Genomic DNA, 14,341 nt, shown 5'->3' with positions numbered 1-14,341 from the left:
TAGGGAGGGCGGATTGCGCGGGCATTGCGGGCAGGCGGACGTTGCCCAGGAGCGTCGGAGATCGGACCTAGGCCGGCGGAAGCGGGATCTCGGGCCAATTCTCGGTGGCCAGAGGCTGGATCGCTCGTTCCAGATAGGTGGAGAGCACCACATAGCTCTTGGTCCCCCTGACGCCAGGCAGGACATAAAGCTGGGAGAGGAAATGCTCCATCGCCCGGGCGTTTCGGGTGCGCACCTTCATGATCACGCCGGTATCGCCCGCCACCGAATGCATTTCCTCCACCTCGGGAAAGCGGCGCAGCGTCATCATGCGCTCGCTCTTGCCCCAGCCTTCGGTGTCGACATGCACGAAGGCGAGGAAGGGCTTGCCGATGGCCTGGGCGTCGAGCACGGCCGTCGAGCCCTTGAGCACGCCGGCTTCGCGCAAGCGCTTGACGCGTTCGTGCACGGCCGGTGCGGAAAGCCCGGCGCTCTGGCCGATCTCGGCATAGGTCTGGCGCGCGTCGACGCTCAAGGCGCCTAAGATCTTTCGGTCGAAATCATCGAGAGAACGGTCCGCCCGTTCATTCGGCTGAAGATCCTTCGTTTTTGATTTCATTCGGCAAAAAGCTCTTTTCCTCGAAGATCGTTCTGTTCAACATGCGCTCGCCGAGGGAGAAAAACCATGCAAATGATCGTACGAAACCCCAGTAACGGCATCTATGAGGCAACGCCTGACTATGTTCACGCCATGGAAGTGGTGGGAATGCAGCGTCTGCTTTTCTTCAGCGGAACCATGGGCCTCGATCCAGATGGCCGGGTGCCCGGCAGCCTGGAGGAACAGCTCGAATGGCTGTGGTCCAACATTCGGTGCATCCTCGCCGAAGCCGGCATGACGGTCGACAATCTCGTGCGCGTCACCAGCTATCTCACCGACACAGCCTTTGCCGAGGCCAATCAGGCGGCGCGGCTCAAAGCCCTGGGCGCCCGCCGCATCCCCACCACGGCGATCGTGGTCGGCACGCTAGAGCCGGGCTGGCTGGTGGAACTGGAGGCTATTGCTGCCGGCTGAGGCATGCCAATGGCATGCCTCAGCCGAAAACCTCATTCCATCCCTTCAAGCTCCACGATCATGCTCTCGATCAGATTGAGCCCGATCTGCCAGAAGGCGGGATCGCGGGCATCGAGGCCGAAGGGGGCAAGCAGTTCGGAATGGTGCTTGGTGCCGCCGGCCGCCAGCATGGCGAGATAGCGTTCGGCAAAGCCCTCATGGGCCTTCTCGTAGACGGCGTAGAGCGAGTTCACCAGGCAATCGCCGAAGGCGTAGGCGTAGACGTAGAAGGGTGAATGAATGAAGTGGGGGATGTAGGTCCAGAAGGTTTCGTAGCCCGGCCCGATCTTGATGGCGGATCCGAGGCTTTCCTCTTGAACCGACAGCCATATCTCGCCGAGGCGGTCGGCGGTCAACTCGCCCTGGCGGCGCTCGACATGCACCTTGCGCTCGAAGGAATAAAAGGCGATCTGGCGCACCACCGTGTTGATCATGTCCTCCACCTTGGCGGCGAGCATGGCCTTCTTCTGCGCGGGCGTGGCGGCCTGGGCCAGCAAGGCGCGGAAGGTCAGCATCTCGCCGAACACCGAGGCTGTTTCGGCCAGAGTCAGCGGCGTCGGCGCCATCAGCGCGCCGTTATGGCCCGCCAGCACCTGATGGACGCCATGGCCCAATTCATGGGCGAGCGTCATCACGTCGCGCGTCTTGCCCTGATAGTTGAGCAGTACATAGGGATGGGCGGAGGGCACGGTCGGGTGGGCGAAGGCGCCGGGTGCCTTGCCGGGGCGGACGGGTGCGTCGATCCAGTATTCGTCGAAGAAGCGCTGGGCGATGCCGGCCATACGCGGCGAAAAACCGGCATAGGCCTCGAGCACGGTGCCGCGCGCGTCCTCCCACTTGATCGGGGTGCTCTCGACCTTGGGCAGCGGCGCGTTGCGGTCCCAGTGGTTGAGCTGGTCGAGCCCGAACCATTTGGCCTTGAGGCGGTAATAGCGATGCGACAGGCGCGGATAGGCTTCCTGCACCGCCGAGACCAGGGCATCGACCACTTCGCGCTCGACCCGGTTCGACAGATGGCGCGAATCGGCGACATCCTCGAAGCCACGCCAGCGGTCCGAGATCTCCTTGTCCTTGGCCAGGGTGTTGGTGATCAGGGTGAACAGCCTGAGATTGTCCTTGAAGGTGCGGGCTAGGGCGTGAGCCGCCTTCTCGCGCTTGGCGGGGGAGGGGTCCTGGAGCAGGTTCAGGGTCGGCTCCAGCGTCAGCTCTTGGCTGTCCTCAACCCTGAAGCGCAAGCCCGAGATCGTTTCGTCGAACAGGCGGTTCCAGGCCCCGCGACCGGTCACCGACTTGTCGTGGAACAATTGCTCGACGCGATCCTCGAGCTGATAGGGCTTCTCGATGCGGATATCGTCCAGCCAGGGCTTCCAATGGGCGAGCGCCTCGTCCTTGACCGCCTCGGCCAAGGCACCGTCGTCGATGCGGTTGAGCTCCAGCGTGAAGAACAGCAGGTGGGAGGAGGCCGTGGTCAGCTTGTCCTGCACGTCGCCATAGAATTTGGCGCGGGCGGGGTCTGTGGTGTCGCCGGCGTAGACGAGGCCGGCGAAGGAGGCGATGCGTCCGAGCCTGTCCTCGATGCCCTCATAGGTCTTGATGATGGCGGAGAGGTTGATGGCGCCGTCCTTGCCGGCCAGGATCTCGGCGAGCCTGCCCTTGTTGCCCTCTTCGAAGGCCAGGCAGTCGGCGAGGCCCTTGTCGAGATCGGCGGTGATTTCCGGCGAATCGATGCCCGGATAGAGATCGGCGAGATTCCATTCCGGCAACCGGCCGAGCTCGCTGCCCTTCCGGTCGGCCTTGGTCTCCTGCGAATCGGCCCTGGCGGTCTCCGACGAGGCGGAACCGGAGGATGCGGAAAAAGATTTGCCGGCCATGAAAACTCCTTGAGACCGCAAGATATCAAATATTTGCAGTGTTTCCCGACGAGGTCCATCCATGGGCCTCGTCGGGAAACACTGCCTGGGGCAAGGCGCGTTCAGGCCTGAACGCTTGCGTGCCCCGGCTCTTTGGTTCGACGCGTCCTTGCGATTCCTGTCGTTGCCGCCAAGTCGCCAAACGCCATTGCCGGGCCGGCGACGCGGCCCCGTGATGGTCCCACATATCGCCGTTCGCGGCCGCGGTTTCAACCGTCTCAGTGGAATGTAACTTTCATCCAACGTCGTTAAGCAGTCCTTCACGCTTCTGCTCCTAGATGATCCGAAACGGCACACAGGGCGCTTCGCCCGGGTGAAATTGCGAGGCCTGGCCACTGGCTACCTTGCGCTGACGCGGTGGTGCCGGGGCTTCGGCAGGGATCGGCATCCGATCGCTGCACCGAATGAAATGGGACGGGGGATTGATGGGCTCGACTGTTCTGATCGCCGACGATGATCCGGTGCAATGCCGGCTTCTGGAGGCCATGGTGAGGCGTTTTGGCTATCACGCCCGCCTTGTCGACAGCGGCGAAGCGGCGTTGCGCGAACTCGAAGGCGGCAAGATCGATCTCCTCGTGCTGGATCTGGTGATGCCCGATCTCGACGGCATGGGTGTGCTCGGACGCATGCGCGCCCGCGGCCTGCAGGTTCCGGTGATCGTGCAGACGGCCCACGGCTCCATCGATGCCGTGATCTCGGCGATGAAGGCGGGTGCGGCCGATTTCGTGGTCAAGCCTGTCGGCGCCGAGCGCCTGCAGGCCTCGATCCGCAATGCCCTCAAGCATCGTGCCTTGGAACGCGAAGTGCGCGTGCTCGCCAAGCGCGCCATGGGCCAGCTCGGCCTGAAGGATCTGGTCGCGCGCGGCCCGGAGATGGAGCGGGTGGTGCGCCTTGCCGAAAAGGCGGCCGGCTCGACCATTCCCGTGCTGATCGAGGGCGAGGCCGGCACCGGCAAGCAGATGGTGGCCCAAGCGATCCATGGCGGCGGCGAGCGCCGCGGCCGGCCTTTCGTGGCCGTCAATTGCGGTACCCTGCCGGAGGAGGAGGCCGAGCGCATCCTGTTCGGCCAGGACAAGAACGCAGCCGGCGCTGTCGACAAGCAGGCCGGCAAGCTGGCGGAGGCCCATGGCGGCACACTCTTCCTCGACAATGTCGGCGAATTGTCGCCCGCTTTGCAGGTCAAGCTGCTCGACGCGCTGCGCAGCGGCGAGATCGAGCCGCTTGGGGCCCGGCGGGCGGTGCGCACGGATTTCCGGCTGATCTCCTCGACCAGCCGCAACCTGATCGACCTGGTCAAGGCGGGGCTGTTCCGCGAAGATCTCTATTACCGCCTCCATGTCTTCCCGATCATGCTGCCGGCGCTGCGGGTAAGGCGCGAGGACGTTGCCGATCTCGCCTGGCATTTTCTCGCCCGCTTCGGGGCCGAGGAGGGCAGGGCCGTACGCAGCATCAGCGCCGAGGCCGTGGCGCTGCTCACCGCCTATGACTGGCCCGGCAATGTGCGCCAGCTCGAAAACGCGATGTATCGCGCCGTGATCCTCGCCGAGGGCGACGAGATCGGCGTGCCCGATCTGCCTCAGATCGCCGCCCGCGTGGATGGCTTCGATGTGCGCATCCCCTCTGCACCGCTGCTGCCGCCCAAGCCGGTTCATATCGGCCCGGCCATGATCACCGGGTCGCCGTTGCGCGAGATCATCACGGTGCGCGAACCCCACACCATGACCATGCTCGATGCACGGGGAGATGTTCGCACGCTGGAATCGCTGGAAACGGACATGCTGAAATTCGCCATCCGCCATCATCGCGGACAGATGACCGAGGTCGCGCGCAAGCTCGGCATCGGGCGATCCACGCTTTATCGCAAGCTCAAGGAACTAGGGCTTGACGAAGCCACGATCGGCGTGAGAGCCGGTGAATTGAACGAGTCCCACCAGGCCGCGTGATTGTTCGCACACCAGAATTTGTCTTGAATCTGGCATGGTACTCGGCACTATCCACATTATTGCAGGCGGCGTTCGGATAATTCGCGCCGGGATTGAGGAATCTTATGAGTTACCGCGCTAATTTGTTGAGTTCGGTTGCTCTGGCTTTGAGCTTGAGCGCCCTTTTGCTCCCGGCCTATGCCCAAGACAGCCATACGCCTAATAGCCCTGTGTCCGCCGCCGAAACGCCCGTGGTTCCCGGCCTGAGCGCCGGTGAAAAGCAGAGCGCCTTCGCACCGGCGACGCCGCAGACCGCGCCTGCCGCCGCTTCGCCGCAAGAGCGGATGAGCGTGCAGCATGTCAAGCCGGAGAGTGCGCCGGCCTCCACTGCGACCCTTGCACCCGCGCCGGTCGGCCCGGTGCCGGTGCCGGCCCCTGTCGAAATGGCACCTAAACCGGCCGAGACGGCAGTGGCTCCCGATACGCCGTCCTCGATCTCGGCAACACCTTCCAAGGAAGAGGCGGCCCCGGCCGCGCCGGGGGACTCCCAGTCCGTGGCCACAGCCTCACCGGCCGGACAGCCTGCGCCCGCAACTGCTCCGACGCCGGAAATCCCGGCTGCCGTGCCGGCCGAGACACAGGCCAAGCCCAAGGTCGAACCGAAGGCCGAGCCCGTGCCGCCGGCGGAGGCCAGTGCGCCCGCCCCCGCGCCATCTGCCGCACCTGCCGCGGTTACCCTCAACCTTTCCGGCAGGCTTGCCGATTACGCCGCCAAGCGCGGCGCCGATGCGCAGGCCATCAGCGATTTCTATGCTCTGCGCGGCGCTGTGCCGCTCTGGATCGACAATGGAGTGCTCACCCCCACCGCCAAGGCGCTGGTCGATCGCATGAACCGCGCCAGCGAGGACGGTCTCGACGCTGCGGCCTTCCGGGTTTCCGGGCTCGACAGCCTGAGCGGCGCGAGCGCCGATGCCCAGGCCGATGCTGAGATCGCGCTGAGCGCGGCCATCCTCACTTATGTCCGCCAGGCCTCCTCGGGCCGGGTCGACACCAGGCAGATCAGCCGCGACATCGCCAAGGCCCCCAACATGCCCGACCCGGTTGCGGCGCTCGCCTCGGTGGCGATCGCCTCCGATCCGGTTACAGTGCTCGAAGGGTACAACCCGGTCTCGCCGCAATATCTGGCGCTGAAGCAGAAGCTGGCCGATGTCAGGGCCGCCAGTGCCGCTGCTGCCGAAGCCGTCCTGCCGATGGTGCCCGCCGGTCCTACGCTCAAGGTGGGCATGACCGACACGCGCGTGGCGGTGCTGCGTACGCGCCTTGGCCTGACGGCCAGCGATGCCGACAGCGACGTCTATGACGACGCGCTGCAGGCGGCGGTGCGCGAGTTCCAGGCTGCCCGCAATCTCAAGGCCAGCGGTACGCTGGGGCCGGCCACTGTGGTCGCCCTCAACGCCGCGCTGCGCCAGCCGCGCACCAATGCGGAAAGCGAGATCATCGCCAATATGGAGCGCTGGCGCTGGCTTCCTCACGACATGGGCCTGACCAACGTCTTCGTGAACGTTCCCGAATACAAGGTGTGGTTCACCAAGGACGGCGTGCTGAGCTACGAGGCGCGGGTGGTGGTTGGCAAGGCCAATACGCCGACGCCGGTCTTCTCGGACACGATGAGCTTCGTGGTGGTCAATCCGTCCTGGAACGTGCCGCAGTCGATCATCAAGAAGGAATATATGCCCAAGCTCGCCCAGGACCCCGGCTATCTCGAGCGCCGTGGCTATGAGGTGAGCTATGTCGGCGGTCAGATGCAGGTGCGCCAGCCGCCGGGCGAGCGCAACGCGCTCGGCTTCATCAAGTTCATGTTCCCGAACAATTTCTCGGTCTATCTGCACGACACGCCGCAGCGCACCCTGTTCTCGCGCGACGAACGGGCCTTCAGCCATGGCTGCGTGCGTGTGGATAACCCCTATAAATTTGCCGAGCTGGTAATGGGCAATGGCTGGACCGAGGACCGCGTCCGCGGTCTGCAGGGCGGAGACGAACAGCGCATTGATTTGGAGAGGAAAATTCCGGTCCACATCGCTTATTTCACTGCTTATGTGGACGGTGATGGTGAATTGCAGCGCCTCAATGACATCTACGGATATGACCGGAAGGTGATTTCGGCGCTTGGCCTTCCCGGCTGAAATCTGTTATGCAACGATTTACCATGTTTGGTAAGGGTTGGCTTAGGCCAGCCCGCGTTCGTCTTTTTGCCACGTTTCCCAAGCAAAAGGCCACTCCCAAGGCCGGTTTCAACGGCTAGATATTAGGGGTCGAACGGTGCATCAACGGTGCTTTAACCAATCTCGGCAAGACTCCGGCAATCCGGACCTGGCGCTGAGCGTCCCATTTGTGGAAATACGCTCCGTGCTGGTTCCCTCGCCTGTTTGCCGAGAGTGCTAATCGTGCAGAATCCAATCAGCCTTTTGCCCCGGATCAAAGTTTCGCGTACCGGTCGCATTCTGGCCATTACCCTCGCATCCACCGTGATGGCGACGGTTCTGGTCGGGCCGACGCAGGACGCGATTGCCAATGGCGATACCCGCTCGCTCTATATGCGCCATGTGCATACGGGCGAGACCATCAACATCACCTTCAAGCGCAACGGCTCCTATGATTCCGCTGCGCTGAAGCAGCTCGACTGGTTCTTTCGCGACTGGCGCCTGAACCAGCCTACGCGCATGGATCCTCGAACGATGGACACGCTCTGGCTGGTCTATCGCCAGGTCGGTGCCAGCCAGCCCATCAACGTCATCGGTGGCTACCGATCGCCCGGCACCAACAACATGCTGCGCCGGCGTTCGCGCGGCGTTGCCAAGTTCAGCCAGCACACGCTCGGCAAGGCCGTCGACTATTTCATCCCCGGCGTGTCCCTGTCCAAGCTGCGTGTGGCCGGTCTGCGCCTGCAGCGCGGCGGCGTCGGTTTCTATCCGTCTTCCGGTTCGCCCTTCGTCCATATGGATTCGGGCGGCGTGCGCATGTGGCCGCGCATGTCGCGCAGCGAACTCGCTTCCGTCTTCCCCGATGGCAAGACGGTGCTGGTGCCTTCCGATGGCCGACCGATGGCCGGCTACCAACTGGCAATGAACGAAATTCGCCGCAATGGCGGTACCGCCGGTGGCAGCGTCGGCGAGGATGATGCCGGCGGATCCAGCAGCGGCGGCGGTTTCTTCGCGGCTCTGTTCGGTTCTCGCAGCAACAGTGCACCACCGCCGACCCAGATGGCGCAAGCCTATGCGCCGACCACGCGTGCCAGCGCCCGCATACCGGCCGTGCCACCTCAGCCCGCTCCGGCAGCGCAACTACCGGCCATGCAGCAGATGGCGATGGCTGATGAACTGGCGATTTCGCCGCGCCGCATGGCGCCCGTGCCGCTGCCCGAACGCCGTCCCAACGACATCAATGCCGCTCAGGGGGCCGATGCCGCGGCAGCGCAGCTTGCCTCGGCCGATACCGGTCCGCGCATGATGTGGCAGACCGGGCCGAATGGGGCGGGTGGCGAAATGGCTGCCAATGTACCACTGCCGCCTCTGCGTCCGGGCACAGCGGCCGAGGAGAGCCAGGCGGCCCCCGTGCAGCTCGCATCCCTGGATACCCCGCCACCGGTGCCGGTGACGCGGCCGGTGCTCGACCCCAAGCCGCCGATCTTCGCCGACCTTTCGCAGGGCAGCGAAGGCTTTATGAAGCGTAGCGCCAACCGCCAGTCGCAGCGCGCACTCGGCTTTGCCGATCCGGCGCCCGTGACCAACACAGCCCGCCCGCCGCGGCCGGCCCTGATCGCGACGCGCTTCGAGAAGCAGAACTTCGCTTCGCTGTCGGCGCCGGTCTCCGCCGCCCGCAACAAGCAGCAGGCGACATTGGTCAAGCCTGACCTCCGTGCCACGGCTTCGCTGATTGCGGCGCCGTCCAAGACGGTGGTGGTGCGCTTCGGTGTGGCGGCCTATCAGGATCTGCGGGCCGACAAGTTTACCGGCGCCGCGGTGAAGCCGCTACGCGTCGCCAGCTTCACGCCGATGCCGGATATCTTCACCGGCTCGATCGCCTCCAACTGACGATCGACGACAGGTCTTACCAGCGCACCGGTTCGCCCGGTGCGCTGGCTTCGATTGCCAGGGCATGAACGCCTCGCGCAAAGGCCGGCTTGAGGGCCTCGTTGACCAGGCGGTGGCGATCGACACGGCTGCGCCCGCTGAAATGCGGCGAGACAATCCGCACCCGGAAATGACTTTCGCCACCCTCACGATGACCGGCATGGCCGGCATGAGCGGCCGATTCGTCGAGCACGATAAGACGCTCTGGCACCAGCGCTGTCTTCAGGCTGGTTTCGATCAGTTCTTGAATGGATGAAGACACGTCGTCGGTCCTTATGCTGCCCTGACTTCGGCCCAATTCTCCGCGATAGAGGAGAGGCTGGCTCGAATCACACTATTCCTGCTCTAAAATCGCGCCGTTTCAAGAGGCCGATGAGTTGACCCGCAACACGGCCAATCCTAGAGCAAAACGCGTTCACGACTGAACGCTTATTTTCTCTAACTCCTTGTTTCAGCGCGTCTTTGCGGTTCTTGGTGACACCGTCAAATCACAAAACGCTATAGCGAGACCCTTTCGTGCCGACTGACCTGATCAATCCTGCGCCGCGCCGTTCCTCCCGCCGCATCTTCCTGCCGACCTTCCTGTTCGCTTTGGTCGCGATCGCCTGGTCGGGCTTCTGGTGGTATGCATCCACCAGGCTCGAAGCCGAGTGGGGCCGCTTCCTGACCAAGCAGGCAGAACTCGGCCGCCAGATCAAATGCGGCGAGCAGACGATCGGTGGCTATCCCTTCCGCCTGGAAATGCATTGCGGCCAGGCGACGGTCGAGAGCGTCCGGGCCGGGCGCCCCTTCAGCGCCACGCTTACCGAGGTGAATGCGGTAGCCCAGGTCTATCAGCCCAACAAGGTGCTGCTCGAAGCCAAGGGTCCGATGGTGCTGGTCGACAAGAACGATGCCGGCGCGACCCTCACCGCCGACTGGAAGAGCGCAGAGGCCAGCATGGCGATCTGGACCTCCGGGCCGCAGAATGCCGCGGTGGTGATCAAGGGCCTCAGCGGCAACGTCAAGCGTGGTGATCAGGCCGTCAATCTCGTCGAGGAGGGCAATGTCGAGGTCCATATCCGCCTGGCCGAGGGTACCAATGCCGCGCCGGGTGCTTATGATCTCGCCGCCGATATCGACGCCAAGGCGATTGCGCCGCTCGACGACTTCCTCGGCGCTCCCTCCCCGATGAAAGGGACTTTCCGTGGTGTGATCACCAAGATCGACCTCAGGCCGATGCCGATGCCGGAGCGCCTGCGGGACTGGGCCGCCGCCGGTGGCACGCTGACCATCACCCAGGCCCAGGTCGAACGTGGCCCCAGCGTCGTCAGGGCGACCGGCACTGTTGGCCTGGAAACCAGCGGCTTTGCCTCCGGAGACGTGACTGTGGCCCTCGCCGGCGTGCCGGAACTCGCCCAGACGCTCAAGCAATCGGGCCGGGTGCCTGATATGGTGGCGACGACCCTCACCGTCGGCCTGCCCGTGCTGGGCAAGCCCACCAATATCGATGGCAAGGCAGCGGTCGAAGTGCCCCTGACCATCGCCGACGGCAAGGTCCGCGCCGGTGCCTTCCTGCCTGGCCTCAAGCTGCCACGCCTGTTCCTGCCGGAATAGCGGCGCTGCCCCTGCGGCGGAGGAGGGGCGCGGATCATCCTGATGGGTTGAATGCCTGCCTCGCGGCTTTATGCTGCGTGCAACAATCCGCTTTGGGGGAATCACATGCTCCGTCCGCTTCTCGTCTGTCTCGGCCTGCTTTGCCTGGCGCCCGCCGCTATCGCACGGGAGGCACCATCGGCCCTGGGGCTCGATGCCGTGCTGGCTTCCGGTGTGCTCCGGGTGGGGTCCACCGGTGACTACCGTCCCTTCAGCTACAAGGACCCCGCCAACGGCGAGTTCTCCGGCTTCGACATCGATCAGGCCAGGAGCCTTGCCGAGACACTCGGGGTGAAGCTTGAGATCGTGCCGACGACCTGGTCCAACCTTTCGGCGGATTTCGAGGCCGGCAAGTTCGACGTCGCCATGGGCGGCGTCTCGGTGACTTTCGATCGCCAGAAGAAGGGCTTGTTCTCCAGTCCCTATATGCGCGAGGGCAAGACGCCGATCGCCCGCTGCGCCGACAAGGGCAAGTTCGAGACGCTTCAGGGTATCGACAAGCCCGAGGTGACGGTCGTCGCCAATCCCGGCGGCACCAACGAGAAATTCGCCCGTGCCAGCCTGAAACAGGCGAAGATCGTGATCTTTCCCGACAACACCAAGATCTTCGACGAGGTGGCGGCGGGCCGGGCCGATCTGATGATGACCGATGCTTCCGAGACCCTCTATCAGGAAAAGCTGCATCCGGGCGTATTGTGCGCCGTGCATCCGGACAAGCCGTTCAACTTCGCCGAGAAGGCCTATTGGGTACAGCGCGACATCGGCCTCAAGGGCTTCGTCGATCAGTGGCTGCACCAGTCGATCGAGACGGGGGCCTACCAGAAGATCTACGACAAGTGGTTCAAGTGAGCCGATAAGCCGGAAAGCGCTTACCGCGCCAGGATCGGCGCCAGAGCATCGAGCAGCGGGTCAGGGGAAAAGGCTTCCCCTCCCGGCTCCCAGGCATATTGGAACTCGGCGATCTCGATGCCGACGAAAGCCTGTTCCGCGATCACCTCGCAGCAGGCCTGGAGTTCGGCGAGCGACAGGCCGTCTTCGCAGGCATAGTCGGTGGGAACGACGCCCGGATTCAACACGTCGCAATCCAGATGTACATAGACCGGACGGCCGGCGAGTGCCTTGCGCAGTTCGCTTGCCACGTCGCCGCGCGCTTTGACATGCGGGATGGCGTGCCTGTCGATCAAGTCCTGCTCGAAGGGATCGAGATCGCGCTGGCCGACGAGGACGAGCCGATCGAGGTTCAGGCCGGACCCGAGGCCTGAATCCCACAATCCTGCAGGACCGGAAATGGCAAGGCCGCCGAGATAGCCCGAAGCCGAGGCCTCCGGCGTGTTGAGATCGCCATGGGCGTCGAACCAGACGATACAGGCATCGGGATGATGCCTGGCGACCGCCGGCAGCGTCGCCAGCGAGACCGCGCAGCGGCTGGTGGCGGCGATGGAGACGGCTCCGCTTGCCAGCACGTCGTCGAATCGGGCCTGCAATTGTCTGAGCGCCGGCAGGGCCGCATCCAATTCTTCGCGCCAGCCCTTGTTCAGCGCAGGTTCCGGCCTGCCGACCACGAAGGGCGCAATCCCCGTCCGGCGCGCCAGCGCCTCGCCGATCGCCCGGGCTCCGGGCATGGCCAGATCGTTGTGATCGCCGGCCCGCCCCTGAAACACCGTATAGGCGAACGGCCCGGTCACGGGCTGCCGCCTTGGCCGTTGGCGTCCTGGCTGTCCGGCTTCACTTCGTATTTCATCAGGATCGGCACCTGGGTGGCCGCGAAGATCAGGGTGATCGGCATGGTGCCGAAGACCTTGAAATTGGTCCAGAAATTATCCGAGAAGTTGCGCCAGACGATCTCGTTGAGCACCGCCAGGAACAGGAAGAACAGGCCCCAGTTCAAGGTCAGCTTGCGCCAGCCTTCGGGCTTGAGGTCGAAAGCGGTGTCGAGGACGATGCGGATCAAGGGCTTGCCGAAGGCGAGGCCCCCCAGCAGGATCAGGCCGAACAGCGTGTTGACGATGGTCGGCTTGAGTTTGATGAAGGTCTTGTCCTGCAGCCAAAGCGTCAACACGCCGAAGACCAGCACGAAGATGCCCGAGACCAGCGGCATCACAGGGATGTGCCGGGTAAGGACGAAGCCGGCGACGAGCGCGATCAGCGTCGCCGGGATAAAGACAGCGGTGGCGGTGAAGATGTTGCCGCTCGGGCCCTCGAACAGGGCCGGTCCCATGAAGTGCTCAACCAGCGGATTGAACAGTTCCGGCCTGACATTGGCCAGGAAGAACAGGCCGAGCGGCCCCATTTCCAGCACGAGCTTGAGCAGAGGGTTGACCTTCTGGCGCGGCTTGGCAGTGGCTTCGATGGTCATGGCTCACTCCATCCCAGCAATGGCGCGGGAGAAGTCCCGGGCAGAGAAGGGTTCGAGATCGTCGATGCCTTCGCCGACGCCGATATAATGCACCGGCAGGCCGAATTTGGCTGATAGCGCCACCAGGATGCCACCGCGTGCCGTACCGTCGAGCTTGGTCATCACGAGGCCGGTGACGCCGGCGGTCTTGCCGAAGATTTCGGTCTGCGAGATGGCGTTCTGGCCCACGGTGGCATCGAGTACCAGCAGTACGGCATGGGGGGCGCTCTCGTCGATCTTCTTGATCACGCGCACCACCTTGGCGAGCTCATCCATCAGCAGCGCCTTGTTCTGCAGGCGCCCGGCGGTATCGATCAGCAGTACGTCCGAGCCGTTTTCCTGGGCTGTTTTGAGGGCATCGAAGGCCAGGCCGGCGGAATCGGCACCCTGCGCGCGGGCCACGATGGGCGAGCGGGTGCGCTCGGCCCAGACCTTGAGCTGCTCGATGGCGGCGGCGCGGAAGGTGTCGCCGGCCGCCAGCGTCACCTTGAGGCCGTCGGCGCTGAACTTGGCGGCGAGCTTGCCGATGGTGGTTGTCTTGCCCGAGCCGTTGACGCCGACCATCAAGAGCACGAAAGGCTTGCGGGAGCGGTCGATTTCCAAGGGCTTGGCCACCGGCGTGAGGATGGCCTCGACCTCGCTGGCCAGCACCTGGTGAACCTCCTCCGGCGAGATCTGGCGGTCGAAGCGCCCCTTGCCGATCGCGGCGGCGATGCGGGTGGAGACGTCGACGCCGAGATCGGCCTGGATCAGCACATCCTCCAGTTCCTCGATCGTGGTGGCATCGAGCTTGCGCTTGAGCACGATGTCGGTGATGCCGCGCGAGATGGCGCTGGACGAGCGCGACAGGCCGTCGCGCAGGCGGCGCCACCAGGATTTTTTCTCGACGGGAACAGGAGCTGGAACGGGAGCAGACTCCGGTTCGCTCGCGGGGGCCGGCTCCGGTGCTGGAGGAGGAGGCGAGACGGAAGGCTCGGGTTCGGAGGGAACGACCAGCTCGGCCGCAGCCAGCGGAACAGGCTCGGTGAGCGCTTCGAGCAACGGTTCCGACGCGGGTTCCGCAGGGCGTGGCTCTTCGACGGGCGCCGGGAGCACCTGCTCGGATGTCTGCTCGGGCCTGGTTTCGGTCTCGGGCGCCGCAGCGCCTCGCCCGAACAGCCGTGAAAAGAAGCCGGGCTTTTGCTTGTCGCTCTCAGTCATCGAAACGGTCTGGATCCTTTGATGGCGAACCTGCCACCGAAAAATGGTCTCATGTTGAA

General features: G+C 64.3%; 12 protein-coding genes. 6 read left to right on the top strand and 6 right to left on the bottom strand.

Annotation, left to right across the window (positions count from 1 at the left end):
* Positions 1–67: 67 nt before the first annotated feature.
* Entirely contained in the window at positions 68–598 is a 531-nt protein-coding gene (locus ACZYTC_RS16090) for an Lrp/AsnC family transcriptional regulator (protein ID WP_434959486.1), read from the bottom strand.
* A gap of 66 nt (positions 599–664) precedes the next feature.
* On the opposite strand from ACZYTC_RS16090, the gene ACZYTC_RS16085 reads away from it, so the two are divergent.
* A complete protein-coding gene (locus tag ACZYTC_RS16085) occupies positions 665–1,051 on the top strand; it encodes a RidA family protein (RefSeq protein WP_441773339.1) in 387 nt (128 codons plus the stop codon).
* Positions 1,052–1,083: 32 nt separating this feature from the next.
* On the opposite strand, the gene ACZYTC_RS16080 is transcribed toward ACZYTC_RS16085, so the two are convergent.
* Positions 1,084–2,961, bottom strand: a complete 1,878-nt coding sequence (locus ACZYTC_RS16080; RefSeq protein WP_434959488.1) for a M3 family oligoendopeptidase — start codon at positions 2,959–2,961, stop codon at positions 1,084–1,086.
* A gap of 464 nt (positions 2,962–3,425) precedes the next feature.
* Here ACZYTC_RS16080 and ACZYTC_RS16075 point away from each other — a divergent pair, with 464 nt between their 5' ends.
* The 3 genes from ACZYTC_RS16075 (at position 3,426) to ACZYTC_RS16065 (ending at position 9,013) form a co-directional block, all read left to right on the top strand.
* The gene (locus ACZYTC_RS16075; protein WP_481273641.1) at positions 3,426–4,943 is read left to right on the top strand and encodes a sigma-54-dependent transcriptional regulator; all 1,518 of its coding nucleotides are present in this window, start codon (positions 3,426–3,428) and stop codon (positions 4,941–4,943) included.
* 152 nt (positions 4,944–5,095) lie between these two features.
* Positions 5,096–7,105, top strand: a complete 2,010-nt coding sequence (locus ACZYTC_RS16070; protein WP_488990064.1) for a L,D-transpeptidase family protein — start codon at positions 5,096–5,098, stop codon at positions 7,103–7,105.
* A 261-nt stretch (positions 7,106–7,366) separates the two neighbouring features.
* On the top strand, positions 7,367–9,013 hold the full coding sequence (locus tag ACZYTC_RS16065; RefSeq protein ID WP_488990063.1) for a peptidoglycan L,D-endopeptidase MepK: 1,647 nt from the start codon (positions 7,367–7,369) through the stop codon (positions 9,011–9,013).
* 16 nt (positions 9,014–9,029) lie between these two features.
* Here ACZYTC_RS16065 and ACZYTC_RS16060 read toward each other — a convergent pair whose 3' ends face one another.
* Positions 9,030–9,314 (bottom strand): BolA family protein, encoded by a 285-nt coding sequence (locus ACZYTC_RS16060; protein ID WP_434959492.1) that lies wholly within the window; start codon positions 9,312–9,314, stop codon positions 9,030–9,032.
* A 254-nt stretch (positions 9,315–9,568) separates the two neighbouring features.
* Between ACZYTC_RS16060 and ACZYTC_RS16055 the strand changes: the two genes are divergently transcribed.
* Together ACZYTC_RS16055 and ACZYTC_RS16050 are read left to right on the top strand one after the other, a co-directional pair.
* Positions 9,569–10,648, top strand: coding sequence for a DUF2125 domain-containing protein (locus tag ACZYTC_RS16055; protein ID WP_488990062.1), 1,080 nt, complete (start codon positions 9,569–9,571; stop codon positions 10,646–10,648).
* 105 nt (positions 10,649–10,753) lie between these two features.
* Entirely contained in the window at positions 10,754–11,536 is a 783-nt protein-coding gene (locus ACZYTC_RS16050) for a transporter substrate-binding domain-containing protein (protein WP_488990061.1), read from the top strand.
* 20 nt (positions 11,537–11,556) lie between these two features.
* Here ACZYTC_RS16050 and ACZYTC_RS16045 read toward each other — a convergent pair whose 3' ends face one another.
* From ACZYTC_RS16045 to ftsY, 3 genes are read right to left on the bottom strand one after another with little or no spacing between them, the layout of a single operon-like run.
* Entirely contained in the window at positions 11,557–12,372 is an 816-nt protein-coding gene (locus ACZYTC_RS16045; protein ID WP_488990060.1) for an arginase family protein, read from the bottom strand.
* A complete protein-coding gene (locus tag ACZYTC_RS16040; RefSeq protein ID WP_434959496.1) occupies positions 12,369–13,043 on the bottom strand; it encodes a septation protein A in 675 nt (224 codons plus the stop codon). Before ACZYTC_RS16040 ends, ACZYTC_RS16045 begins: the two co-directional genes overlap by 4 nt.
* A 3-nt stretch (positions 13,044–13,046) precedes the next feature.
* Positions 13,047–14,282, bottom strand: coding sequence for a signal recognition particle-docking protein FtsY (gene ftsY, locus ACZYTC_RS16035; RefSeq protein WP_488990059.1), 1,236 nt, complete (start codon positions 14,280–14,282; stop codon positions 13,047–13,049).
* Between the last annotated feature and the right edge of the window lie 59 nt (positions 14,283–14,341).

The sequence above is a fragment of the Labrys sp. F242 genome, assembly GCF_057813875.1.
The sequence above is the reverse complement of the archived record's forward strand: the minus strand, read 5'-3'. Positions and strand labels throughout refer to the sequence as shown.